We start from the raw sequence: 25,183 nt of genomic DNA on the forward strand, positions 1-25,183 counted from the left end.
GGCTCAACCCTCCTGAGCGGCCTTGGCCGCGTTCTTGAGGACGACGACCGCGCCGCGCGGGCCGGGGACAGCGCCCTTGACCAGCACGTAGCCGCGCTCGACGTCGACGGCGTGGACGAGCAGGTTCTGCGTGGTCTGGCGCTCGCCGCCCATGCGGCCGGCCATGCGCAGGCCCTTGAAGACGCGGCCCGGGGTGGCGCAGCCACCGATGGAGCCGGGCTTGCGGTGGTTGCGGTGCGCACCGTGGCTGGCCGAGACGCCGGCGAAGCCATGGCGCTTCATGACGCCCGCGAAGCCCTTGCCGCGCGTGGTGCCGCTCACGTCGACCAGCTGGCCGGCGCTGAACAGCTCGGCGGTCAGCTCCTGGCCGGCGCTGTAGTCGCCCGCGTCCGGGGTGCGCAGCTCGGCGACGTGACGGCGGGGCGTGGTGCCCGCCTTCGCGAAGTGGCCCGCGAGGGGCTTGTTGACCTTGCGGGGGTCGATCGCGCCGAAGGCGATCTGGACCCCGTCGTAGCCGTCGGTCTCCGGGGTGCGGACCTGCGTCACCACGCACGGACCGGCCTGGATGACGGTGACGGGCACGAGGCGCCCCGCCTCGTCCCAGACCTGGGTCATGCCCAGCTTCGTGCCCAGCAGGCCCGCGACGCGACGCCGCGCGTCGGTGGTCGTGCTCATCGTCGTTCTCCTCGCAGCTCTCTCAGCTCAGCTCGCCGGCCGGCTCAGAGCTTGATCTCGATGTTGACGTCCGCGGGCAGGTCGAGCCGCATGAGCGAGTCGACGGCCTTGGGCGTCGGGTCGATGATGTCGATCAGCCGCTTGTGCGTGCGCATCTCGAACTGCTCGCGGCTGTCCTTGTACTTGTGCGGCGAGCGGATGACCACGAACACGTTCTTCTCGGTCGGCAGCGGCACCGGGCCCACGACCGTGGCGCCGGCGTTCGTCACCGTGTCGACGATCTTGCGCGCGGAGCTGTCGATGACCTCGTGGTCGTACGACTTCAGCCGGATGCGGATCTTCTGTCCCGCCATGGCCCGTCCCTCTCTCGTCCCGCTGTGCCACAGGGCGAGCCACCGGCCCCCGAGGTCGGGCGTGTCGCCGGTCCTCGAGCGCTCTAGCGCGCTTGCCACCTGTGGAGGTCTGTTTGCCGTGCCCGGTCCCCCGGGCGCTGACGATCCACCTGCGGGCTACCGGAGGTGGGGCGCCCCGCAGAGGACTCGATCCTCTGGAGAGCGCGCACGTCGAACGACCTGGACATACTGCCAGACGGATCGACCGCCGGTCCAATCCGGGCGCGTCGCGCTCCTGAACTGGGCCAGCACCGCTCGCCGTGCGGCCCCTGGACGCGACGAGGGCCCGGGAGCAGTGCTCCCGGGCCCTCGTCGTCCCGCCGAGGCGGGGTGGTGCGTCAGATCACTTGGTGACGGTGACGACCTGTCCGGCGCCCACGGTGCGGCCGCCCTCGCGGATGGCGAAGCGCAGGCCCTCCTCCATGGCGATCGGCTGGATGAGCTGAACGCTCATCTCGGTGTTGTCGCCGGGCATGACCATCTCGGTGCCCTCGGGCAGCGTGATGACGCCGGTGACGTCGGTGGTGCGGAAGTAGAACTGCGGACGGTAGTTCGAGTAGAACGGGTTGTGACGCCCGCCCTCGTCCTTGGACAGGATGTAGACCCGCGCCTCGAAGTCCGTGTGGGGCGTGATCGACTTCGGCTTGCAGACGACCTGGCCGCGCTCGACGTCCTCGCGCTTGAGGCCGCGGAGCAGCAGGCCGACGTTCTCGCCGGCCTGGCCCTCGTCGAGCAGCTTGCGGAACATCTCGATGCCGGTGACCGTCGTCGACTGCGAAGCAGCCTTGATGCCGACGATCTCGACGGTCTCGTTGACCTTGAGGATGCCGCGCTCGATGCGGCCGGTCACGACGGTGCCACGGCCGGTGATCGTGAAGACGTCCTCGATGGGCATGAGGAACGGCTTGTCGACGTCGCGCTCGGGCTGCGGGATCGACGAGTCGACCGCGTCCATGAGCTCGAGGAGCTTGGCGCCCCACTCGGCGTCGCCCTCCAGCGCCTTCAGCGCGGAGACGCGGACGACGGGCAGGTCGTCACCCGGGAACTCGTAGGAGGACAGCAGCTCGCGGACCTCCATCTCGACGAGCTCGAGGATCTCCTCGTCGTCGACCATGTCGGCCTTGTTCAGCGCCACCACGATGTAGGGGACGCCGACCTGGCGGGCCAGGAGCACGTGCTCCTTGGTCTGCGGCATCGGGCCGTCGGTGGCGGCGACCACGAGGATCGCGCCGTCCATCTGGGCCGCACCGGTGATCATGTTCTTGATGTAGTCGGCGTGCCCGGGGCAGTCGACGTGCGCGTAGTGGCGCTGCTCGGTCTGGTACTCGATGTGCGCGATCGAGATCGTGATGCCGCGCTGCTTCTCCTCAGGGGCCTTGTCGATCTGGTCGAAAGGCGTGAAGGGGTTCAGGTCCGGGTACTTGTCGTGCAGGACCTTGGAGATCGCCGCGGTGAGCGTCGTCTTGCCGTGGTCGATGTGCCCGATCGTCCCGATGTTGACGTGGGGCTTGGTCCGCTCGAACTTGGCCTTGGCCACTGGGTGTTCCTCCTCGAGATCTGTCTGACGATGATGCTAACGGGTGACCCGCTCCAGCCGACGTGGTGTCAGCAGGTCACTCGCCGCGGGCCTTCTTGATGATCTCCTCGGCCACGTTGCGCGGGACCTCGGCGTAGCTGTCGAAGGTCATCGTGTACACGGCGCGGCCCTGGGTCTTCGACCGCAGGTCCCCCACGTACCCGAACATCTCCGACAGGGGGACGGACGCGCGGACGATCTTCGCACCGCTGATGTCCTCCATGGCCTGGATCTGGCCGCGGCGCGCGTTCAGGTCGCCGATGACCTCACCCATGTAGTCCTCGGGGGTGCGGACCTCGACGGCCATCACGGGCTCCAGGAGCACCGGGTCGGCCTTCTTGACGCCCTCCTTGAGGACCATCGAGCCGGCGACCTTGAAGGCCATCTCCGAGGAGTCGACCTCGTGGTAGGCGCCGTCCAGCAGCGTGGCCTTGATGCCCACCAGCGGGTAGCCGGCGACCACACCGAGCTGCATGGCGTCCTGGATCCCGGCGTCGACGCTGGGGATGTACTCGCGAGGCACGCGACCACCGGTCACGGCGTTCTTGAACTCGTACATCTGGCCGTCGGAGGTGTCCAGGGGCTCGAACTTCATCTGGACCTTCGCGTACTGGCCCGAACCACCGGTCTGCTTCTTGTGGACGTAGTCCAGCTTCTCGACCGTGCGGCGGATCGTCTCGCGGTAGGCCACCTGGGGCTTGCCGACGCTGGCCTCGACGTTGAACTCGCGGCGCATGCGGTCGACCAGGATGTCGAGGTGGAGCTCGCCCATCCCCTTGATGATGGTCTGGCCGGTCTCCTCGTCGAGCTGGACCTGGAAGGTCGGGTCCTCCTCGGCGAGCTTCTGGATCGCGGTGCCCAGCTTCTCCTGGTCGGCCTTCGTCTTCGGCTCGATGGCGACCGAGATGACGGGCTCCGGGAAGGTCATCGACTCCAGGACGATCGGCGCCGACGGGTCGGACAGCGTCTCCCCCGTGGTCGTGTCCTTCAGGCCGATGACGGCGTAGATGTGACCCGCCGCGGCCTCGTCGACCGGGTTCTCCTTGTTGGAGTGCATCTGGAAGATCTTGCCGATGCGCTCCTTCTTGCCCTTGGTCGAGTTGACGACCTGGGCGCCGGAGGAGATCCGCCCCGAGTACACGCGGATGTAGGTCAGCTTGCCGAAGAACGGGTGCGTCGAGATCTTGAAGGCGAGGGCCGAGAAGGGCTCCTCGTACTTCGCCGCGCGCGTGAGGATGGTCTCCTCGTCGTTGGGCTTGTGGCCCTCGACGCTGGGGACGTCCAGCGGGGTCGGCAGGTAGTCGACGACGGCGTCGAGCATGGGCTGGACGCCCTTGTTCTTGAACGCCGAGCCGCACAGCACCGGGTAGAGCGTCGACGAGATCGTCAGCTTGCGGATCGCGGCCTTGATCTCCTCGATCGTCAGCTCCTCACCGCCCAGGTACTTCTCGAGCAGCGCCTCGTCGGACTCCGCGACGGTCTCGATGAGCTGGTGCCGGTACTCGGCGGCCTGCTCGGCGAGGTCCTCGGGGATCTCCTCGACGGTGTACGCCTCGCCCTTGCCCGTCTCGCCGCGCCACACGAGCGCCTTGTTCAGGACCAGGTCGACGCAGCCGATGAAGGAGCTCTCGGCGCCGATCGGGATCTGGATCACCAGGGGCGTCGCGCCCAGGCGGTCCTTGATGGTCTGGACGGTGAAGTAGAAGTCCGCGCCCAGCTTGTCCATCTTGTTGACGAAGCAGATGCGGGGGACGTCGTACTTGTCCGCCTGGCGCCACACCGTCTCGGACTGGGGCTCGACGCCCTCCTTGCCGTCGAACACCGCGACGGCGCCGTCGAGGACGCGCAGGTTGCGCTCGACCTCGACGGTGAAGTCGACGTGTCCGGGGGTGTCGATGATGTTGAGCTGGGTGCCGTTCCAGAAGCACGTCGTCGCGGCGGACGTGATGGTGATGCCGCGCTCCTGCTCCTGCTCCATCCAGTCCATCGTGGCGGCGCCGTCGTGGACCTCGCCGATCTTGTAGTTGATCCCCGTGTAGAAGAGGATCCGCTCCGTCGTCGTGGTCTTGCCGGCGTCGATGTGGGCCATGATGCCGAAGTTGCGGACCTTCGTGAGGTCCGTCAGCACGTCGAGTGCCACGCTGTGGTCCCGCCTGTCCGGCCCCCGAGGGGCCTGTGGATCGAGTGGTGTGGGTCAGGTGCAGGTGCGCCGCCGCCCGAGCGGCGGCGCGCCGTGGGTCACCAGCGGTAGTGCGCGAACGCCTTGTTCGACTCGGCCATCTTGTGGGTGTCCTCGCGGCGCTTGACCGCAGCCCCCAGGCCGTTGCTGGCGTCGATGATCTCGTTCATCAGGCGCTCGGTCATGGTCTTCTCGCGGCGCGAGCGCGCGTAGCTGGTGAGCCAGCGCAGCGCGAGCGTGGTGGAGCGGCCCGCGCGGACCTCGATCGGCACCTGGTAGGTGGCGCCGCCGACGCGGCGCGACTTGACCTCGAGAGCGGGACGGACGTTGTCCATCGCCTTCTTCAGGGCCACGACCGGGTCGCCCCCGGTCTTCTCACGGGCGCCCTCGAGCGCTCCGTAGACGATCCGCTCGGCCGTCGACTTCTTGCCGTCGACCAGGATCTTGTTGACCAGCTGGGTGACCAGCGGGGACCCGTAGACCGGGTCGACGACGAGCGGCCGCTTCGGGGCCGGTCCCTTGCGAGGCATCAGTTACCCTTCTTCGCGCCGTAGCGGCTGCGGGCCTGCTTGCGGTTCTTGACCGCCTGGGTGTCGAGGGCGCCGCGCACGATCTTGTAGCGGACGCCGGGGAGGTCCTTCACGCGGCCGCCGCGCACGAGCACGATGGAGTGCTCCTGCAGGTTGTGGCCCTCACCGGGGATGTACGCGGTGACCTCGACCTGGCTCGACAGGCGCACGCGGGCGACCTTGCGGAGCGCCGAGTTCGGCTTCTTCGGGGTGGTGGTGTACACGCGGGTGCACACGCCGCGGCGCTGCGGGCTCCCCTTGAGCGCAGGCGTCTTGGTCTTGCTCGCCTTGTCCTGGCGGCCCTTGCGGACCAACTGCTGGATGGTGGGCACTGAGTCTCCGTGGGTCGTGACGTGCGTCTGTCTGTGTCGGGCTGCCGTCTCCCGGAGCTGGCTCCGTTCGACCCTCGTACTGCCTGGCCCCCGTGGTCGGGCACGTCCGACTGCCCGGCGGATCTCCCGCCGGACCCGGCCCGGACGCCCACCCCTCAGCGGGGGCGGACCGGTCCTGGCGCACGGAGGCCCGGGCGCGCCCGGGCTTCTGTCGAGGGTACGCGGTGCGCGTTACACCAGTCAAAACGCCCCCGGCGACCGGGGTGTTCCCGGTCGCCGAGGGCGTCTCGAGCGGGCGCTGCGCCGCTGGTCAGCGGCGCAGCGCGCCGTCAGCGGCCGTAGCCGCCAATGTCGTACTCCTCCAGGGGCACGGCCTGGCCGGAGCCGGAGCCGAAGTAGCCCTCGTAGTCGGAGTCGTCGTAGCTCGGGATCGCGTACATCGCGGCCTTCGCCTCCTCGGTCGGCTCGACCTTGACGTCGCGGTAGCGCGCCAGGCCGGTGCCGGCCGGGATGAGCTTGCCCAGGATGACGTTCTCCTTGAGGCCGAGCAGCGGGTCGCTGCGCCCGTTGAGGGCGGCCTCGGTGAGCACGCGGGTGGTCTCCTGGAAGGAGGCCGCCGACAGCCACGACTCCGTCGCGAGCGACGCCTTCGTGATGCCCATGAGCTCCGGGCGTCCGGCGGCGGGGGTGCCGCCCTCGGCCACGACGCGGCGGTTCTCCGACTCGAAGCGACCGCGCTCGGCGAGCTCGCCGGGCAGCAGGTGCGCGTCGCCGGAGTCGATGATCGTCACGCGGCGCAGCATCTGCCGCACGATGACCTCGATGTGCTTGTCGTGGATGCCCACGCCCTGGCTGCGGTAGACCGACTGGACCTCGTCGACCAGGTGCTTCTGCACCGCGCGGGGGCCGAGGATGCGCAGCACCTGCTTGGGGTCGACCGACCCCTGCACGAGCTGCTGCCCGACCTCGACGCGCTGGCCGTCGGAGACCAGCAGGCGCGCGCGCTTGCTGACCAGGTGCGAGACCTCCTCGGACCCGTCGTCCGGCGTCACCGTGATGCGGCGCGTGCGCTCCGCGTCCTCGATGGACACCTTGCCGACGGCCTCCACGATGGGCGCCTGGCCCTTCGGGGTGCGCGCCTCGAACAGCTCCTGCACGCGCGGGAGGCCGTGCGTGATGTCACCGCCCTCGGACGCGACGCCGCCGACGTGGAAGGTGCGCATGGTGAGCTGCGTGCCGGGCTCGCCGATCGACTGGGCGGCGATGATGCCGACCGCCTCGCCGATGTCCACGAGCTTGCCGGAGGCCAGCGAGCGGCCGTAGCAGAGCGCGCAGGTCCCGACCTTGGACTCGCAGGTCAGCACCGAGCGGATCTTGACCTCCTCGACGCCGCGCTCGACGAGCGCGTCGATGAGGACGTCGCCGACGTCGGCGCCGGCCTCGGCCAGCACCTCGCCGTCCACCACGACCGGGGTCGCGAGGGTGCGGGCGTAGACGCTGGTCTCCACGGTGTCGAGCAGGCGCAGCTCGCCGTCCTGGCCGCGGACGCCGATGGGGAGCGTGAGCCCCTTGCTGGTGCCGCAGTCGTCCTCGCGGACGATGACGTCCTGCGACACGTCCACCAGACGACGGGTCAGGTAGCCCGAGTCGGCGGTGCGCAGTGCGGTGTCGGCGAGGCCCTTGCGGGCGCCGTGGGTCGAGATGAAGAACTCCAGCACCGAGAGGCCCTCGCGGAACGAGGACTTCACCGGGCGGGGGATGATCTCGCCCTTCGGGTTGGCCACGAGGCCCTTCATGCCACCGATCTGGCGCATCTGCATCCAGTTGCCTCGCGCGCCCGAGGTGACCATCCGGAAGATGGTGTTCTTCGGGTCGATCGAGGACTCGAGGTCCTCCGCGACGCGGTTGGTGCCGACGGTCCAGATCTCGATGAGCTCCTGGCGGCGCTCGTCGTTGGTGATCAGGCCGGCCTCGTACTGCTGCTGGACCTTCTCGGCGCGCGCCTCGTGCTCCTCGAGGATCGCCTGCTTGTTGTCCGGCGAGACCAGGTCGGAGATGGCGATCGTCGTGCCCGAGCGGGTGGCCCAGTGGAAGCCGGCCGCCTTGAGGGCGTCCAGCGTCGCGGCCACCTGCACCTTGGGGTAGCGCTCGGCGAGGTCGTTGACGATGGTCGACAGCTGCTTCTTGTCGACGACCGCGTCGACGAACCGGTAGTCCGTCGGCAGGGCCTCGTTGAACAGCGCGCGGCCGAGGGTGGTCTTGACCAGGAGCGGCTGCCCCTGCTCCCAGTCCTCCGGCACCGCGGCGCCGACCGGCGGGACGACGCCCTCGAGACGGATCTGGACGACCGCGCCCAGGTCCAGCGAGCGGGCGTCGAACGCCATGATCGCCTCGGACACCGAGCCGAACGTGCGGCCCTCGCCGGCCCCGCCCTCGACCACGGAGGTCAGGTGGAACAGGCCGATGACCATGTCCTGGGTCGGCATCGTGACCGGGCGGCCGTCCGCCGGCTTGAGGATGTTGTTGCTCGACAGCATCAGCACGCGGGCCTCGGCCTGGGCCTCGGCGCTCAGCGGCAGGTGCACGGCCATCTGGTCACCGTCGAAGTCGGCGTTGAACGCGCCGCAGACGAGCGGGTGCAGGTGGATCGCCTTGCCCTCGACCAGCTGGGGCTCGAAGGCCTGGATGCCGAGGCGGTGCAGCGTGGGCGCGCGGTTCAGCAGCACCGGGTGCTCGGTGATGACCTCCTCGAGCACGTCCCACACGACCGGGCGGGCGCGCTCGACCATGCGCTTGGCCGACTTGATGTTCTGCGCGTGGTTGAGGTCGACGAGCCGCTTCATCACGAAGGGCTTGAAGAGCTCGAGCGCCATCGGCTTGGGCAGGCCGCACTGGTGCAGCTTGAGCTGCGGGCCGACCACGATGACCGAGCGGCCCGAGTAGTCGACGCGCTTGCCCAGCAGGTTCTGGCGGAACCGGCCCTGCTTGCCCTTGAGCATGTCGGACAGCGACTTCAGCGGGCGGTTGCCCGGGCCGGTGACCGGACGGCCGCGGCGGCCGTTGTCGAACAGCGCGTCGACGGCCTCCTGCAGCATCCGCTTCTCGTTGTTGACGATGATCTCGGGCGCGCCGAGGTCGAGCAGCCGCTTGAGGCGGTTGTTGCGGTTGATCACGCGGCGGTACAGGTCGTTCAGGTCGGATGTGGCGAAGCGGCCACCGTCGAGCTGGACCATCGGGCGCAGGTCCGGCGGGATGACCGGGACGGCGTCCAGCACCATGCCGAGCGGCGAGTTGGTCGTCGTCAGGAACGCCGACACGACCTTCAGGCGCTTGAGGGCGCGGGTCTTGCGCTGGCCCTTGCCGGTGGCGATGGTCTCGCGCAGCGACTCGGCCTCGGCCTGCAGGTCGAAGGAGGCGAGGCGCTTCTGGATCGCCGCAGCGCCCATGCCGCCCTCGAAGTAGAGGCCGTAGCGGTCGCGCAGCTCGCGGTAGAGCACCTCGTCGCCCTCGAGGTCGGCGACCTTGAGCTTGGCGAAGCGGTCCCACACCTGGGTCAGGCGGTCGACCTCGGCGTCCGCGCGGCGGCGGATCGAGTTCATCTCGCGCTCGGCGGACTCGCGGACGCGGCGGCGCGCGTCGCCCTTGGCGCCCTCGGCCTCGAGCTCGGCCAGGTCGGCCTCGAGCTTCTGGGCGCGGGCCTCCACGTCGCTGTCGCGGCGGTCGGCGACCTGCTTCTTCTCCACGTCCATCTGCGCCTGCAGCGAGGGCAGGTCGCGGGAGCGGGACTCGTCGTCGACCCACGTGATCATGTAGGCCGCGAAGTAGATGACCTTCTCGAGGTCCTTGGGCGCGAGGTCGAGCAGGTAGCCGAGACGGCTGGGGACGCCCTTGAAGTACCAGATGTGCGTCACGGGGGCGGCGAGCTCGATGTGGCCCATCCGCTCGCGGCGCACCTTGGCGCGCGTCACCTCGACGCCGCAGCGCTCGCAGATGATGCCCTTGAAGCGGACGCGCTTGTACTTGCCGCAGTAGCACTCCCAGTCCCGGGTGGGACCGAAGATCTTCTCGCAGAAGAGCCCGTCCTTCTCCGGCTTGAGCGTGCGGTAGTTGATGGTCTCGGGCTTCTTGACCTCGCCGTGGCTCCAGGCGCGGATCGAGTCGGCGGTGGCCAGGCCGATGCGGATCTCGTCGAAGAAGTTGACGTCGAGCACTGGTGTCCTCTCGGTGGTGCTCAGGGGCGCTCAGTCTGCTGAGCGCGGGGTGCTGGGAGAGGGGTGCGTCACCCGGACCCCCCAGCGGGGGCCCGGGTGACGGGAGGTCAGACCTCCTCGACGCTGGACGGCTCGCGGCGGGAGAGGTCGATGCCCAGCTCCTCCGCAGCGCGGAAGACGTCGTCGTCGGTCTCCCGCATCTCGATGCTCGTGCCGTCGCTGGAGAGGATCTCCACGTTCAGGCAGAGCGACTGCATCTCCTTGATGAGCACCTTGAAGGACTCGGGGATGCCCGGCTCGGGGATGTTCTCGCCCTTGACGACGGCCTCGTAGACCTTCACGCGGCCGAGGACGTCGTCGGACTTGATGGTGAGCAGCTCCTGCAGCGCGTAGGCCGCGCCGTACGCCTCGAGCGCCCACACCTCCATCTCGCCGAACCGCTGGCCGCCGAACTGGGCCTTACCACCCAGGGGCTGCTGCGTGATCATCGAGTAGGGGCCGGTCGAACGGGCGTGGATCTTGTCGTCGACCAGGTGGTGGAGCTTGAGGATGTACATGTACCCGACCGAGACCGGGTGCGGGAACGGCTCGCCGGAGCGGCCGTCGAACAGCCGCGCCTTGCCCGACTCGTCCACGAGGCGCTCGCCGTCGCGGGTGAGCGTCGTGCAGCCGAGCAGACCGGTGATCTCGTTCTCGGAGACGCCGTCGAAGACCGGGGACGCGACGGGCGTGTTCGGGGCGACCTCGCGGGCCACCTCCGGGATGCGGGCGGCCCACTCGGGGTCGCCCTCGATCTTCCAGCCCTGCTTGGCGATCCAGCCGAGGTGCAGCTCGAGGACCTGGCCGACGTTCATGCGGCCGGGCACGCCCAGCGGGTTCAGCACGATGTCGACGGGGGTGCCGTCCTCGAGGAACGGCATGTCCTCGACGGGCAGGATCTTGGAGATGACGCCCTTGTTGCCGTGGCGGCCGGCGAGCTTGTCACCACCGGTGATCTTGCGCTTCTGCGCCACGTAGACGCGGACCAGCTGGTTCACGCCCGGGGGCAGCTCGTCGCCGTCCTCGCGGTCGAAGACCTTGACGCCGATGACCGTGCCGGACTCGCCGTGGGGCACCTTCAGCGAGGTGTCGCGCACCTCGCGCGCCTTCTCGCCGAAGATGGCGCGCAGCAGGCGCTCCTCCGGGGTGAGCTCGGTCTCGCCCTTGGGCGTGACCTTGCCGACGAGGATGTCGCCGGGGACGACCTCGGCGCCGATGCGGATGATCCCGCGCTCGTCGAGGTCCGCCAGGACCTCCTCGGCGACGTTGGGGATGTCCCGGGTGATCTCCTCCGGGCCCAGCTTGGTGTCGCGGGCGTCGACCTCGTGCTCCTCGATGTGGATCGAGCTCAGGACGTCGTCCTGCACGATCCGCTGGGAGAGGATGATCGCGTCCTCGTAGTTGTGGCCCTCCCACGGCATGAAGGCCACGAGGAGGTTGCGCCCCAGGGCCAGCTCGCCCTGGTCGGTCGACGGGCCGTCGGCGAGGACGGTGCCGCGCTCGACGTGGGTGCCCTCGACGGCCAGAACGCGCTGGTTGTACGCGGTGCCCTGGTTGGACCGGCGGAACTTGGCCAGGCGGTACGTCGAGGTCGTGCCGTCGTCGTTGGCGACGGTGACGATGTCGGCGCTGACCGCCGTGACGGCGCCCGGCTTCTCGGCCACGACCACGTCGCCGGCGTCGACCGCGGCGTGCAGCTCCATGCCGGTGCCCACGAGCGGGGCCTCGGCGCGGACCAGCGGCACGGCCTGGCGCTGCATGTTGGAGCCCATGAGCGCGCGGTTGGCGTCGTCGTGCTCCAGGAACGGGATCATCGCGGTGGCCACGGAGACCATCTGGCGCGGCGAGACGTCCATGTAGTCGACGTCGGCGGCCGGGACGAACTCGGCCTCGCCGCCCTTGGCGCGCACCAGCACGCGGGCCTCGGTGAACTCCTGGCGCTCGCCGAGGGGGGCGTTCGCCTGGGCGATGACGTGCTCGTCCTCCTCGTCGGCGGTGAGGTAGTGCACCTCGTCGCTGACGACGCCGTCCTCGACGCGCCGGTACGGCGTCTCGACGAAGCCGAACGGGTTGATCCGCCCGTAGCTCGACAGCGACCCGATCAGGCCGATGTTCGGGCCCTCGGGGGTCTCGATCGGGCACATGCGGCCGTAGTGCGAGGGGTGGACGTCGCGGACGTCCATGCCGGCGCGGTCGCGGCTCAGACCGCCCGGGCCCAGGGCGCTCAGGCGGCGCTTGTGGGTCAGGCCCGCCAGCGGGTTGGTCTGGTCCATGAACTGGCTCAGCTGGCTCGTCCCGAAGAACTCCTTGATGGAGGCCACGACGGGACGGATGTTGATGAGCGTCTGGGGCGTGATGGCCTCGACGTCCTGCGTCGTCATGCGCTCGCGCACGACGCGCTCCATCCGGCTCAGGCCCGTGCGGACCTGGTTCTGGATGAGCTCGCCGACGGCGCGCAGGCGGCGGTTGCCGAAGTGGTCGATGTCGTCGACCTCGACGCGGATGTCGACCTCCTGGCCGTTCCGCACGCCCTTCATCGTGCTCTGGCCCGCGTGCAGCGTGACCAGGAGCTTGATGGTGGCGACGACGTCCTCGACCCGCAGCGTCCCGGCGCTCAGCGGCTCCTCGAGCCCGAGCTTGCGGTTCAGCTTGTAGCGGCCGACCTTCGCGAGGTCGTAGCGCTTCGGGTTGAAGTAGAGGTTGTCCAGCAGCGTCTGGGCGGCCTCCTTGGTCGGCGGCTCGCCCGGGCGCAGCTTGCGGTAGATGTCGAGCAGCGCCTCGTCCTGGCTGGCGGTGGAGTCCTTCTCCAGCGTCGCGCGCATGGACTCGAACTGCCCGAACTCCTCGAGGATCTGCGCGTCGGTCCAGCCGAGCGCCTTGAGGAGGACCGTCACGGACTGCTTGCGCTTGCGGTCGACGCGGACGCCGACCATGTCGCGCTTGTCGATCTCGAACTCCAGCCAGGCCCCGCGGCTGGGGATGACCTTGGTGGAGTAGACGTCCTTGTCGGAGGTCTTGTCGATCGTGCGCTCGAAGTACACGCCCGGGGAGCGGACCAGCTGCGACACGACGACGCGCTCGGTGCCGTTGATGACGAAGGTGCCGCGGGGGGTCATGAGCGGGAAGTCGCCCATGAAGACCGTCTGGCTCTTGATCTCGCCCGTGGTGGCGTTCATGAACTCGGCGGTCACGAACAGCGGCGCCGCGTAGGTCATGTCCCGCTCCTTGCACTCCTCCAGGGAGTACTTGGGCGGCTCGAAGCGGTGGTCGCGGAAGCTCAGCGACATGGAGCCGGAGAAGTCCTCGATCGGGGAGATCTCCTCGAAGATGTCCTCGAGGCCCGAGGTGTCGGGGACCTCGCCCTCCGCCTTGGCGGCGGCGACGCGCTCGCGCCAGCGCTCGTTGCCGAGGAGCCAGTCGAAGCTCTCGGTCTGCAGCGCGAGGAGGTCGGGGACGTCGAGGGGCTCGCGGATCTTGGCGAACGACACACGACGGGCGGTCGAGGTGGAACCGTTGGAGCTGGGGCGGAGCGAGGTGCGCGAGGCGACCAAGAGGAGTCCTTCCACGGGCCTGCGGACGGTGCGGGCGCATGCTTGCGACCCCTGGCCGACTAGTGTCGGTTCGGGGCATGCATGAGTGTGCGCAAGGGGCTACCGTACGCCCGCGGAGCGCACAAGTCCAGCCGGGGTCACCCGTGGGCCCGGAGCCCACGTCACTCGAGCGGACGACGCCGTCGTCGTCGCTCTCCGGAGTCCGGGGCCCCCTGGAGCACCCCGGCCCGACGAGGATGCCTCCGCTCCCCCGCGCCGTCAAGCAGAACGCGCAGGCCCGGCGACCGGTCTGCGCCCGGACCCGGCCCGGGACGCGCGTCGGCGCCGGCCCCCGAGGGGACCGGCGCCGACGACGTGGTGCTGGGTGGTGCTGGGGCGGTGCTGCTCAGGCGCGGCCTGCGCCGCGCGCGAGCAGCACCCGTCTCACTTGACGGAGACGGTGGCGCCAGCGCCCTCGAGCTGGGCCTTGGCCTTCTCGGCGGCGTCCTTGGCGACCTTCTCGAGGACGGGCTTGGGGGCGCCGTCGACGAGGTCCTTGGCCTCCTTCAGGCCGAGGGAGGTCAGGGCGCGCACCTCCTTGATGACCTGGATCTTCTTGTCACCGGCGGCCTCGAGGATGACGTCGAACTCGGACTGCTCCTCGGCCTCCTCGGCGGCGGCGCCACCAGCGGCGCCACCAGCGGCGGCGACGGCGACGGGGGCAGCGGCGGTGACCTCGAAGACCTCCTCGAACTTCTTCACGAAGTCCGACAGCTCGATGAGCGTCATGTCCTTGAAGGCGTCGAGCAGCTCGTCAGTGGACAGCTTGGCCATGGTGGCTCTCCTCGTGTCTCGTGTGGTGCGTGTCTGGGGTGGTGAGGCTCAGGCCTCGTCGGCCGCGGCGGCAGCCGGGGCCTCGTCGGTCGCGGCGGGAGCCGCGGCCTCGTCGCTCGGCGCAGAGGCCGGCGAGCCGGCCTCGACCTTGGCGCGCAGGGCGTCGACCGTGCGGGCGGCCTTCGACAGCGGCGCGTTGAAGACGTACGCGGCGCGGTTGAGGGAGCCCTTGAGCGCACCGGCCATCTTGGCCAGCAGGACCTCGCGGGGCTCGAGGTCGGCGAGCGCCTGGACCTCCGCCGCGGTCAGCGGCTTGCCCTCGAGGAAGCCGGACTTGATGACCAGCTGCGGGTTGCCCTTGGCGAACGCGCGCAGGCCCTTGGCGGCCTCCACCGGGTCACCGGTGATGAACGCGATGGCCGTGGGGCCGGACAGCTGGCCCTCGAACGCGTCGACGCCGGCGTTCTTGGCGGCGATCGCGGTGAGGGTGTTCTTGACGACGTTGTAGCTGCCGTTGTCGCCGATCGCGCGGCGGAGCTCCTTGAGCTGCGCGACGGTCAGGCCGCGGTACTCGGTGAGCACACCGGCGTTCGCGCCGCGGAAGAGCTCGGTGAGCTCGGCGACGGCTGCTTCCTTCTCAGCAGTGGGCACGATCCTCCTTCCGGGTCTGTCACGTGCTGCAGACCGCTCCCGCGAGGGAGCGACCCGGCCGACGGCGGTCCGGGCCCGACACGACGAGAGCCCCGGCGCCAGGCGCACGGGGCTCGCAGGCAGCTCCGTGCGCTCTCGCGCTCCGGGTGCTGCTGGGTCTCGCTCACCTGCGCTGGGCGCTCCGTCGTGGCGGAGCCTTCGTCCGTCCTCCCCGGGGGGCGGGCGGAGACCGGCGGTCTTCGGTGGGCCCACTCTACACGGCCGCGGGGGTCCCCCAGACCGCTCCGCAGGGCGCAGCGCGTTCCGGGACGCCCCGGGACGGACGCAGGCCCCCGCTCCCGGGGCACCGGGAGCGGGGGCCTGCAGGTGCCTGCGGAGACCGTCAGGCGGCGCCGGTCTCGAGGAGGTCGCGGGTGCGCGACGGGTCGAGCGGGATGCCCGGGCCCATGGTGGTGGCCATGGTCGCCTTGGAGATGTAGCGGCCCTTGGCGGCGGCCGGCTTGAGGCGGAGCACCTCGTCGAGCGCGGCGGCGTAGTTCTCCACCAGGGCGGTCTCCGAGAAGGAGGACTTGCCGATGATGAAGTGCAGGTTCGAGTGCTTGTCGACGCGGAACTCGATCTTGCCGCCCTTGATGTCGGTGACGGCCTTGGCCACGTCCATCGTCACGGTGCCGGTCTTGGGGTTCGGCATGAGGCCGCGGGGGCCGAGCACGCGGCCCAGGCGGCCCACCTTGCCCATGAGGTCGGGGGTGGCGACCGCGGCGTCGAAGTCGAGGAAGCCCCCGGCCACGCGCTCGATGAGCTCGTCACCACCGACGATGTCGGCTCCGGCGGCCTCGGCGGCAGCGGCGCGCGGGCCGACGGCGAACACCAGGACGCGGGCGGTCTTGCCGGTGCCGTGGGGCAGGTTCACGGTGCCGCGGACCATCTGGTCGGCCTTGCGCGGGTCGACGCCCAGGCAGAAGGCGACCTCGACGGTGGCGTCGTACTTCGTGACCGAGGTGTCCTTGGCCAGCTTGACGGCCTCGAGGGGGCTGTACAGGGCGGTGCGGTCGATCTTCTCCGCTGCGGCGCGGTAGGCCTTGCTGTGCTTCACGGTGCTCTCTCTCTGTGGTCAGGCGGCCCGCGCTCGCTCGGCGGGCCTCCCACGACTGCTGGGGGTGGTGCTGGCGGCGCGGGGCGCCGCCGGGGGGCCTCAGGCCTGGACGGTGATGCCCATGGAGCGCGCGGTGCCGGCGATGATCTTCATCGCGGCGTCGACGTCGTTCGCGTTGAGGTCCTGCATCTTGTGCTCGGCGATGGCGCGCACCTGGTCCTGGGTCAGCTGGGCGACCTTGGTGGTGTGCGGCGTCGGGGAGCCCTTGGCCACACCGGCGGCCTTCTTGATGAGCTCGGCGGCCGGCGGCGTCTTGAGGATGAACGTGAACGAGCGGTCCTCGTACACGGTGATCTCGACGGGGACGACGTTGCCGCGCTGCGACTCGGTCGCGGCGTTGTACGCCTTGCAGAACTCCATGATGTTGACGCCGTGCTGGCCCAGCGCGGGGCCGATCGGCGGGGCCGGGGTGGCCGCGCCGGCGTTGATCTGGAGCTTGATGAGTCCGGAGACCCGCTTCTTGGGGGGCATGGCTCTTCTCTACCTCGTGGTCTTCCTGCGGTGGTTGCTGGCGGAGCAGCCGGTCAGATCTTGGCGACCTGGCCGAACGACAGCTCGACCGGCGTCTCCCGGCCGAAGATGGAGACCAGCACCTGCAGCGTGCGCCGGTCGGCGTTGATCTCGGAGATGGTGGCCGGCATGGTCTCGAAGGGACCCTCCATGACCGTGACCGACTCGCCGACCTCGAAGTCGACCTCGGTGACGGGGGTGGCCTTCGGGGACGACTTGGCGCCCTCCTTGGGCTCCAGCGCCGGGGCCAGCATGGAGAACACCTCGTCGGTGCTCAGCGGCACCGGCTGGTGGGTGTTGCCGACGAACCCGGTGACGCCGGGCGTGTGCCGCACCGCGCCCCAGGACTCGTTGGTCAGGTCCATGCGCACCAGCACGTAGCCCGGGATGCGCACGCGGCGCACGAGCTTCGGCTGGCCGTTCTTGATCTCGCGGACCTCCTCCATGGGCACCTCGACCTGGAAGATGTAGTCCTCCATGTTGAGGCTGCCGATGCGGTTCTCGAGGTTGCTCTTCACGCGGTTCTCGTAGCCCGCGTAGGAGTGGATGACGAACCAGTCACCGGGGGCCCGGCGCAGCTGCGTCTTGAACTCCTCGACCGGGTCGACCTCGTCCTCGTCCGCCGCGGGCGCGTCGTCAGCAGCCGCGTCGTCGGCGTCGTCGAGGTCGTCGACGTCGTCGGTGGCGTCAGCGGCGTCGTGGTCAGCAGCCGGCTCAGCGGCGTCCGCGGCGTCGACGTCGTCGCCGTCCACCGCGACGTCCTGGGCGGCGTCGACCTCGACGGCCTCGGCGTCGTGGGGCTCGGAGGCGTCGTACTGCGGCTGGGACACGATGGGGGGGCCTGCTTCCTGGTCTGCGGGTGCTGCGGGTGGCCTTGCGGGCTGCCGGTCGTCTCGGCGGGGCGGGTGGCGGCTCAGCTGCCGCCGAGCACCCAGAGCACGAGGCGTCCGAACCCGAGGTCCAGCAGGGACACGTACGTCATGACGACGGCGACGAAGACGAGGACGACCGTGGTGTAGGTGACCAGCTCGTCGCGGGTGGGGTAGACGACCTTCTTCAGCTCGCCGACCACCTGGCGCAGGAACACGAGCAGGCGGGCGAGCGGGCCGCCGCGGCCACGGGTCGCGGTCGTCGCGCCGGAGGCGCTGCCCGGGTCGGTCTCGGTCACGTCGCTCGCACCTCCTCGCACCGGTGCGCCGGCGCTGCTCCCCGGACTGGTCGTCCGGCTGGTCGTCCTTCGGGTCGTCCTGCGCGCGGACGCCGGGTCCGCTTCGCAGGGCAGGCGGGACTCGAACCCGCAACCGCCGGTTTTGGAGACCGGTGCGCTACCAATTGCGCCACTGCCCTTCGGTGGTCCTGCCGCCGGGCTCCCACCCCGCGGCGCCGCTCTCGGCCGGGACGCTGGACGCCCGGACGTGGGCAGCGCACGACCACCGGTCGGCCAGCATACGCGTTGTCGGCGGCCGGGGTGACCGACCGCTGCGCCGTGCGGGATGATCGGGGGGTGAGCGCAGGTCCTGCCGCCGGTCCCAGCACCCCTCCCGCCAGCGAGCGCCGCGTGTCGGCGCGCCTCGCGGCCATCGCGGAGTCGGCCACGCTGGCCGTCGACGCGAAGGCGAAGGCGCTCAAGGCGCAGGGGCGGCCGGTGATCGGCTTCGGCGCCGGCGAGCCCGACTTCCCGACGCCCGCCGACGTCGTCGAGGTCGCCGCCGCCGCGTGCCGCGACCCGAGGAACCACCGGTACACCCCCGCCGGGGGCCTGCCGGAGATGAAGGCGGCCGTCGTCGCCAAGACGGCGCGCGACTCCGGCTACGAGGTCTCCCCCGACCAGGTGCTGGTCACCAACGGGGGCAAGCAGGCCGTCTACACCGCGTTCGCGGCGCTGTGCGACCCGGGCGACGAGGTCATCCTCCCCGCCCCGTACTGGACCACCTACCCCGAGGCCGTGCGCCTGGCCGGCGGCGTCCCCGTCGAGGTCTTCGCCGGGGAGGACCAGGGCTACCTGGTCACCGTCGAGCAGCTCGAGGCCGCCCGCACGCCGCGCACCAAGGTGCTGCTGTTCTGCTCGCCCTCCAACCCCACGGGCGCCGTCTACGACGAGGCGCAGGTGCGCGCCGTCGGCGAGTGGGCGCTCGAGCACGGGGTGTGGGTCGTCACCGACGAGATCTACGAGCACCTGCTCTACGACGGCGCCACGGCGCCGTCGCTGCCCGTGGTGGTGCCCGAGCTGGCCGACCGGACGCTCGTCCTGAACGGCGTGGCCAAGACCTACGCCATGACGGGCTGGCGCGTCGGGTGGCTCATCGGCCCGCGCGACGTCGTGAAGGCCGGCACCAACCTGCAGAGCCACCTGACCAGCAACGTCGCCGACGTGTCGCAGCGCGCCGCCATCGCGGCGCTGACCGGGTCCCTCGACGCCGTGGCCACCATGCGCGAGGCCTTCGACCGCCGCCGCCGCACGATGGTCGAGATGCTGTCGGCCATCGACGGCGTCGACTGCCCCACCCCCCGCGGGGCCTTCTACGCCTACCCCTCGGTGAAGGCGCTGATGGGCCGGACCATCCGCGGGCGCGTGCCCACCACCAGCGCCGAGCTCGCGACGCTGCTGCTGGAGGAGGCCGAGGTGGCCGTGGTGCCGGGCGAGGCGTTCGGGCCGACCGGCTACCTGCGCCTGAGCTACGCCCTCGGCGACGACGACCTGGTCGAGGGCGTCAGCCGCATCCAGCGGGTGCTCGGCGAGGCCCGCTGACCCTCAGGGCACCCTCGTCGCGGCGGGCCGGCGCAGGCCCGCCGCGACGAGACCGGCGCACACCAGCGCCAGGGCGAGGACGCCGAGCAGGCGCGCGGGCTCGCCGGCGAGCGGCGCCGACAGCGACAGCGCCTCGGGCAGCAGGAAGCCCAGGTAGGTGGCGCTGTAGTACCAGCCGGTGAGCGCCCCCAGGTCGCGCGGCGTCGCCAGCGCCTGCACCTCGACCAGCCCCGCCACGAGGACCACGCCGTAGGCCACGCCCAGGACCGCCGCGACGACGAGGGCGAGCGGCACCGAGGGCCGCGCGGCCAGGAGCGCCACCAGCCCCGTCCCGAGCACGGCCGCCCCCATCCCGACCACCAGCTGGCGCCCGCCGGACAGGCGCGCCAGCACCGGCACCCAGGGCTGCACGAGAGCGCCCACCCCCAGGCCCACCACGCACAGCAGTGCCGCCGCGGCGACGGCCAGGTCACCGACCCTGCCGACCACGAGGGAGGGCGCCACGGCGTACGCCAGCGCCGCCGACCCGAACACCCAGGGGGCGGCCGGCAGCACCACGCCGACGAAGCGGCGCTGGACGCGCCGGGGCACGCGGAGGTCGGCCAGCACCTCGGCGGCAGCCGCGGCGACCCGCGCGCGGGTCAGCGGCTCGTCGGGGCGGGCCGGGTCGCGCGGACGCGTCTCGGGCGCCGTCAGCAGGGGCACCAGCGCGACCAGCGCGAGCAGCGACTGCACGGCGTAGGGCAGGACGGTGGGCGCCGGGCCCCACTGCGCGAGCGCCCCGCTCGCGCCGGCCCCCAGCCCGAAGCCCGCTGTGAGGACGAGGGCCGCGCGCCGCGCGCGCCGGGGCGGGTCGACGTCGTCCCAGGGGGTGGAGGAGAGCTCCTCGACCCAGCTGGTGCCGACCACCATCGCCGTCGCGACGCTCAGCCCCGCGAGGAAGCGCCCCGCGCACATCAGGACCGCGCCACCGGCCCCGGCGGCCAGGACGGCGCTGGCCGCCATCCCCAGCACCACGGCGACGACGACGGGCCGCTTGCGGCCGAGCCGGTCGGACAGCGGGCCCGCCAGCAGGAAGCCCGGGATCACGCCGAGCACGTAGACCCCGAAGAACAGGTCGACGACGACCGCCGAGTAGCCCTCGACCTGCCGGTACAGCAGCAGCAGCGGGGTGAAGTGGTTGCCGCCCCAGGCGCAGGCGAACAGCGCCGGCGCCACCCGCCGCCAGGGCGGTGACGACGCGCTCAGAGGGAGCAGCCGACGAGCTCGGGCTCGGGGACGAGCTCGACCCCGAAGCGCTCGCGCACGCCGTCGCGCACGGCGCGCGCCACGTCGAGGACGTCGGCGGCGGTGGCGGTGCCGCGGTTCGTCACCGCGAGGGTGTGCTTGGTCGACAGGGCGGCTGGCGAGCGCTCCCCCGCCAGCCCGAAGCCGCGCGGGAAGCCCGCGCGCTCGACCAGCCAGGCGGCGGAGGTCTTCACGCGGCCGTCACCCCCGTCGTGGCGGGGCGCGTCCGCCGGCAGCGCACCGGCCTGCTCGGCGGTGAGCAGGGGGTTGGTGAAGAACGACCCGGTGGACCAGGTGTCGTGGTCGGCCTCGTCGAGCACCATGCCCTTGCGCCGGCGCAGTGCGAGGACGGCGTCGCGGACCTCCGCCAGGGGGCGCCGCTCCCCCGGCTCGGCGCCCAGCTGCGCCGCGAGCTCCGCGTAGCGCACCGGCGCGGCGAGGTCGTTGACGGGCAGCTGGAGCACGACGTCGAGGATCACGTAGCGGCCGGGCTCGTCCTTGAAGAGGGAGTCGCGGTAGCGCAGGCGGCAGTTCGAGGCGGGGATGGTGCGCAGGCGCCCGTCCTTCCGGTCCCACGTCTGCACGCTGGCGAGGACGTCGGACAGCTGCTGGCCGTACGCGCCGACGTTCTGCACCGGTGTCGCGCCGACCGTGCCGGGGATGCCGGACAGGCACTCCACGCCCGACCAGCCGTTCGCGACGGCGCGGGCGACCAGGGCGTCCCAGTCCTCGCCCGCGTCGACGTGCAGGAACGCCCCGCCGCACCAGTCGCCGCTCTCGAGCTCGACGCCCTTCGTGCGCACCACGACGACGGTGCCGTCGAAGCCCTCGTCGCCGACGACGAGGTTGGAGCCCCCGCCGACCACGAGCACCGGCTCGCCGGCGGCGTCGGCGGCGCTGACGGCGTCGACCACCTGCTGGCGGGTGGTGGCGACGACCGTGCGGGCGGCCGGCCCCCCGACGCGCAGCGTGGTGAGCTCGGCGAGGGTCGCGGCCTGGTGCTGGGCGGTGCTCGTCACGCCCGAAGGCTAGGCGCTGCGCACCGCGGCGTCGTCCTTCTCCCCGGCCGAGCCGGCGCGCGGCTGGGCCACCTTGCTGACCAGCAGCGAGGGGACCGCGACCAGCGCCACCACGAGCAGGGCCCTGAGGGCGCCGACGTGCTCGCCCAGGAAGCCCAGCAGCGGAGGACCCGCCAGGAAGGCCGTGTAGCCGATCGTGGTGACCACGCTGACCCGCACGGCGGCCCGGCGCGGGTCGTCGGCGGCGGCCGAGATCCCGACGGGGAAGCCCAGGGCGGCTCCCGCGCCCCACAGGACGGCGCCCACGAGCGCGAGCGGCAGCCAGGTGCCGAAGACGACGAGCAGGGCGCCGACCGCGCCGAGGGCCGTGGTGGCGCGCAGCACGGGCACGCGGCCCCAGCGGTCGAGCGCCCACTGGCCGCCGAGCCGCGCGGCGGTCATGGCGGAGAGGAAGACGGCGAAGCCGACGGCGCCGACCGCGGCCGAGGCGCCGTACCCGTCGACCAGGGCGATCGCCAGCCAGTCGTTCGCGGTGCCCTCGGTGAACGCGGCCGACAGGACCAGGACGCCGATGAGGAGGGTCCGGGGCTCGCGCCAGGCGCCGAGCGCCGACAGGCGCGCGGGGGCGGCCGTCTCCGCGGGGCCCGCGGCGGTGCCGCCGCCGGTGGCAGCGGCCACGCCCGCGTCGTGGGCGTCCGCGGCGTGGCCGCCCTCGGGCAGGAACCTCCCGCTGGCCCACCACAGCGCCACGACCGAGACGGCGGCGACGGCCGCCGCGTGCGCCCAGACGGGGACGCCGCCCCAGGCCATGAGCGCCCCGATCCCCGCTGACAGGACCGTTCCTCCGCTGAACCCGGCGTGGAAGGCGGGCATGATCGCCCGGCCGAGGTGCTGCTCCACGAGCGCGCCCTCGAGGTTCATGCCGACGTCCCAGGCGCCGATGCCGACGCCCATGAGCACCATGCCCACCACCGTGAGCGGCACCGAGTGCAGCGCCGTCGCGGCGAAGGCCGCCCAGGCCACGCCACCGAGCCCGATGGCGGTGGCGAGCCGCACCAGCTTCGTGGTGCCGATGCGCGCCGCCAGGGGGCCCGCGGTCGGCAGCGCGGCCACCGACCCGACGGCGATGCACAGCAGCAGCAGGCCGAGCTGCGCCTGGGACAGGCCGAGCTCGTCGCGGGTGGTGGGCAGGCGCGAGGCCCACGTCGCGAAGGCGATGCCGTTGAGGGCGAAGACCGCGAACACCGCGTTCCGGGCGGCGCGGACCTGCGGCACCGGCAGGGCGGTGGTCGGAGTGGACACGGGTGGCTCCAGCAGCGGTGGTCGGTGCGGACGGCGGCGGTGGGCCTAGCCGGCACGATCGAATCGATTCGATGGCTAGGCTCGCACCCGTGCCCACCCCCGGTCAAGACGGATCGCCGGCCCCTCGCGCCTCCTCCCCGGTGGCGGGGAGGCCGGTGCTGAAGGACGTCGCGGCGCGCGCCGGCGTCTCGACGTCGACGGCGTCCCTCGCCTTCGCCGGTGACCGGCGCGTCCTCGAGGCCACCCGCACCCGGGTCCTCGCCGCCGCCGCGGAGCTCGGGTACGCCGGCCCGGACCCCCTGGCGCGCTCGCTGCGCCGGGGGCGCTCGCGGGTGGTCGGCGTCGTCGTCGGCGACCGGCTCGGCTACGCGTTCGCCGACCCGCTGGCCGTGGTGCAGCTCGACGCGCTGGCCGACGAGGTCGGGGCGCTCGGGGCGGGCCTGCTGCTCATCGGCGGGGTCGAGGACGACCCGGCGCGCCTGGCCGTGGTGGAGCAGTCACCGGTGGACGCCGTGGTCTTCGCCACCTGCGGGGGCGACGACGACCCGGCCCTGGACCTGCTGCTGCGGCGCCGGGTGCCGGTCGTCGGCATCGAGGGCCCCTACCGCGACGGCGTGCACCTCGTGGAGCTCGACAACCGCGGGGCGGCGCGTCGCGTCGCGTCGCACCTGGCGGACCTCGGCCACGAGCGCGCTGCCGTCGTCACGCTGCCGTGGGGGCCCCACCGCCGCTCGGGCTGGCTCGAGGGTCCGCGACGGGCGGCGCGGGCGTACAACGACGCCTGGGAGCGCCTGGCGGGCACCGAGGACGTCCTCGGTGCCGGCGCCGGCCCGCTGCCCGCGTGGGAGAGCGGCGCCAACTCGCGCGAGGAGGGCGAGGCGGCGGCGAGGGCCCTGCTGTGCGACGACGGCGGGCGCCTCCTGCCCGCGGCGGACCGGCCGACGGCCGTCGTGGCGCAGTCCGACCTCCTCGCCGTGGGGGTGGTCACCGCGGCCCGCGCCCTGGGGCTGGCGGTGCCCGGCGACCTCTCGGTGACCGGCTACGACGGCGTGGAGACGCCGTGGCTGGGCGGGGACCGCCTGACGACGGCCCGCCAGGACGCGGCGGCGCGGGGCCGGGAGGCGGGCCGCCTGGTGGCGGCGCTCCTCGCCGGGCAGCACCCCGAGCGCGTGGAGCTGCCCGTCGAGCTCGTGGTCGGCACCACCACCGCACCGCCCCGCAGCGCGGGGCGCCAGGGCTGAGGTGGCTGGGGCGGCCGGCCCCTCAGGCGGGCAGGCGCACGACGGCCCGGGCGCGACCGAGGACCCGGGTGCCGCCGCAGGTGGCGGTGATGTCGACGCGGGCCGTGCCGGCCTCGACGTCGAGGGCGCCGACGACGGCGCTGACCTCGAGGTCGGCGCCGGGCTCGGGCGCGTCGTCGGCGCCGACCGGCACCTGGCCGGTGAAGCGCGTGCCGTAGTCGACGACGGCGGCCGGGTCGCCGCACCAGTCGACGACGACGCGGACCGCGACGCCCATGGTCAGCATGCCGTGGGCGATGACGCCGGAGAGGCCCACCGACCGGGCGACCTCGTCGGACCGGTGGATCGGGTTCTGGTCTCCGCTGGCGTCCGCGTAGCGCACCAGGTCGGCGCGGGTCAGGTGGACGGTGGCCGAGCCGACGGCGTCGCCGACGGACAGCTCCGAGAGCTTGGGCACGCTCACTCCCCCCGGACCACGAGCATCGAGGTGGACGTGCAGACGGACTCGCCGTCGGTGGTGGTGATGTCGTTGCGCATCGTCACCAGGTCGTTGCCGGCCATGCGGCGCACCGACTCCACGGTGAGGGCCGCCACGAGGCGGTCACCGGCGACCGCGGGGCGGTGGTGCGTGAAGCGCTGCTCGCCGTGCACGACGCGGGAGAAGTCGACGCCGGAGGCCGGGTCGTCCACGAAGCGCGCGTCGCTGGACTGGGCGAGGCCCACCAGGAAGGTGGGCGGGGCCACGACGTCGGCGTGCCCCAGCGAGCGGGCGACCTCGGGGTCGGTGTGGGCGGGGTGCACCGGCCCACCCCCGGCGGTGGCGGCCGCGAACGCAGCGATGGCCGCCCGGGTCACCTCGAAGGGCTCCCCCGGCGGCCACGTGCGGCCTGCCTGGCCTGCGTCGACGGGCACTGCGCGCCTCAGCCGAGCT

Annotated in this window: 21 protein-coding genes and 1 tRNA gene; 2 read left to right on the forward strand and 20 right to left on the reverse strand. The window is 72.0% G+C overall.

Annotated features, from left to right (window positions below; genetic code table 11):
- Window positions 1–3: 3 nt before the first annotated feature.
- From rplC to F1641_RS08225, 15 genes are all read right to left on the reverse strand, one after another.
- A complete protein-coding gene (rplC, locus tag F1641_RS08155) occupies window positions 4–675 on the reverse strand; it encodes a 50S ribosomal protein L3 (protein ID WP_194904320.1) in 672 nt (223 codons plus the stop codon).
- A 44-nt stretch (window positions 676–719) separates the two neighbouring features.
- Window positions 720–1,028 (reverse strand): 30S ribosomal protein S10, encoded by a 309-nt coding sequence (gene rpsJ / locus F1641_RS08160; RefSeq protein WP_194904321.1) that lies wholly within the window; start codon window positions 1,026–1,028, stop codon window positions 720–722.
- Between the two features lie 382 nt (window positions 1,029–1,410).
- The gene (tuf, locus tag F1641_RS08165) at window positions 1,411–2,604 is read right to left on the reverse strand and encodes an elongation factor Tu (protein ID WP_194904323.1); all 1,194 of its coding nucleotides are present in this window, start codon (window positions 2,602–2,604) and stop codon (window positions 1,411–1,413) included.
- Between the two features lie 76 nt (window positions 2,605–2,680).
- Window positions 2,681–4,783: an elongation factor G gene (gene fusA, locus F1641_RS08170; RefSeq protein ID WP_194904325.1), complete on the reverse strand. Its 2,103-nt coding sequence runs from the start codon at window positions 4,781–4,783 to the stop codon at window positions 2,681–2,683.
- A gap of 98 nt (window positions 4,784–4,881) precedes the next feature.
- Window positions 4,882–5,352 (reverse strand): 30S ribosomal protein S7, encoded by a 471-nt coding sequence (gene rpsG, locus F1641_RS08175; protein ID WP_194904327.1) that lies wholly within the window; start codon window positions 5,350–5,352, stop codon window positions 4,882–4,884.
- The gene (gene rpsL / locus F1641_RS08180) at window positions 5,352–5,723 is read right to left on the reverse strand and encodes a 30S ribosomal protein S12 (RefSeq protein ID WP_194904329.1); all 372 of its coding nucleotides are present in this window, start codon (window positions 5,721–5,723) and stop codon (window positions 5,352–5,354) included. The genes rpsG and rpsL overlap by 1 nt, the downstream gene beginning before the upstream one ends.
- Window positions 5,724–6,052: 329 nt before the next feature.
- Window positions 6,053–9,934, reverse strand: a complete 3,882-nt coding sequence (locus tag F1641_RS08185) for a DNA-directed RNA polymerase subunit beta' (RefSeq protein ID WP_194904331.1) — start codon at window positions 9,932–9,934, stop codon at window positions 6,053–6,055.
- A gap of 107 nt (window positions 9,935–10,041) precedes the next feature.
- Window positions 10,042–13,524 carry a DNA-directed RNA polymerase subunit beta gene (gene rpoB, locus F1641_RS08190; RefSeq protein ID WP_194905002.1) on the reverse strand — a complete coding sequence of 1,161 codons (3,483 nt, stop codon included), beginning with the start codon at window positions 13,522–13,524 and terminating at the stop codon, window positions 10,042–10,044.
- A 423-nt stretch (window positions 13,525–13,947) separates the two neighbouring features.
- The gene (gene rplL / locus F1641_RS08195) at window positions 13,948–14,337 is read right to left on the reverse strand and encodes a 50S ribosomal protein L7/L12 (protein ID WP_194904333.1); all 390 of its coding nucleotides are present in this window, start codon (window positions 14,335–14,337) and stop codon (window positions 13,948–13,950) included.
- A gap of 48 nt (window positions 14,338–14,385) precedes the next feature.
- Window positions 14,386–14,988: a 50S ribosomal protein L10 gene (rplJ, locus tag F1641_RS08200; RefSeq protein WP_194904335.1), complete on the reverse strand. Its 603-nt coding sequence runs from the start codon at window positions 14,986–14,988 to the stop codon at window positions 14,386–14,388.
- Window positions 14,989–15,370: 382 nt separating this feature from the next.
- Window positions 15,371–16,084, reverse strand: a complete 714-nt coding sequence (gene rplA, locus F1641_RS08205; RefSeq protein ID WP_194904337.1) for a 50S ribosomal protein L1 — start codon at window positions 16,082–16,084, stop codon at window positions 15,371–15,373.
- 99 nt (window positions 16,085–16,183) lie between these two features.
- Window positions 16,184–16,615: a 50S ribosomal protein L11 gene (rplK, locus tag F1641_RS08210; protein ID WP_194904339.1), complete on the reverse strand. Its 432-nt coding sequence runs from the start codon at window positions 16,613–16,615 to the stop codon at window positions 16,184–16,186.
- A 53-nt stretch (window positions 16,616–16,668) separates the two neighbouring features.
- Window positions 16,669–17,484 carry a transcription termination/antitermination protein NusG gene (gene nusG, locus F1641_RS08215; protein ID WP_194904342.1) on the reverse strand — a complete coding sequence of 272 codons (816 nt, stop codon included), beginning with the start codon at window positions 17,482–17,484 and terminating at the stop codon, window positions 16,669–16,671.
- An 83-nt stretch (window positions 17,485–17,567) separates the two neighbouring features.
- On the reverse strand, window positions 17,568–17,822 hold the full coding sequence (gene secE / locus F1641_RS20395; protein ID WP_194904345.1) for a preprotein translocase subunit SecE: 255 nt from the start codon (window positions 17,820–17,822) through the stop codon (window positions 17,568–17,570).
- Window positions 17,823–17,928: 106 nt separating this feature from the next.
- Window positions 17,929–18,001, reverse strand: a tRNA-Trp gene (locus tag F1641_RS08225).
- 157 nt (window positions 18,002–18,158) lie between these two features.
- On the opposite strand from F1641_RS08225, the gene F1641_RS08230 reads away from it, so the two are divergent.
- Entirely contained in the window at window positions 18,159–19,403 is a 1,245-nt protein-coding gene (locus tag F1641_RS08230; protein WP_309225474.1) for a pyridoxal phosphate-dependent aminotransferase, read from the forward strand.
- Between the two features lie 3 nt (window positions 19,404–19,406).
- Here F1641_RS08230 and F1641_RS08235 read toward each other — a convergent pair whose 3' ends face one another.
- Genes F1641_RS08235 through F1641_RS08245 form a run of 3 tightly spaced genes read right to left on the reverse strand, consistent with a single transcriptional unit; the run spans window position 19,407 to window position 23,011 of the window.
- Window positions 19,407–20,621, reverse strand: coding sequence for an MFS transporter (locus F1641_RS08235; protein ID WP_194904347.1), 1,215 nt, complete (start codon window positions 20,619–20,621; stop codon window positions 19,407–19,409).
- Between the two features lie 26 nt (window positions 20,622–20,647).
- Window positions 20,648–21,709, reverse strand: a complete 1,062-nt coding sequence (locus F1641_RS08240) for a UDP-N-acetylmuramate dehydrogenase (RefSeq protein ID WP_194904349.1) — start codon at window positions 21,707–21,709, stop codon at window positions 20,648–20,650.
- A 9-nt stretch (window positions 21,710–21,718) separates the two neighbouring features.
- Window positions 21,719–23,011, reverse strand: a complete 1,293-nt coding sequence (locus tag F1641_RS08245; RefSeq protein WP_309225475.1) for an MFS transporter — start codon at window positions 23,009–23,011, stop codon at window positions 21,719–21,721.
- A gap of 89 nt (window positions 23,012–23,100) precedes the next feature.
- Here F1641_RS08245 and F1641_RS08250 point away from each other — a divergent pair, with 89 nt between their 5' ends.
- The gene (locus F1641_RS08250) at window positions 23,101–24,252 is read left to right on the forward strand and encodes a LacI family DNA-binding transcriptional regulator (RefSeq protein WP_206690771.1); all 1,152 of its coding nucleotides are present in this window, start codon (window positions 23,101–23,103) and stop codon (window positions 24,250–24,252) included.
- Window positions 24,253–24,274: 22 nt separating this feature from the next.
- Here F1641_RS08250 and F1641_RS08255 read toward each other — a convergent pair whose 3' ends face one another.
- The gene (locus F1641_RS08255) at window positions 24,275–24,715 is read right to left on the reverse strand and encodes a MaoC/PaaZ C-terminal domain-containing protein (RefSeq protein WP_375541464.1); all 441 of its coding nucleotides are present in this window, start codon (window positions 24,713–24,715) and stop codon (window positions 24,275–24,277) included.
- Window positions 24,712–25,164, reverse strand: coding sequence for a MaoC family dehydratase N-terminal domain-containing protein (locus F1641_RS08260; protein WP_194904352.1), 453 nt, complete (start codon window positions 25,162–25,164; stop codon window positions 24,712–24,714). Before F1641_RS08260 ends, F1641_RS08255 begins: the two co-directional genes overlap by 4 nt.
- Between the last annotated feature and the right edge of the window lie 19 nt (window positions 25,165–25,183).

The organism is Quadrisphaera sp. INWT6, assembly GCF_015390235.1.
Lineage (GTDB): Bacteria > Actinomycetota > Actinomycetes > Actinomycetales > Quadrisphaeraceae > Quadrisphaera.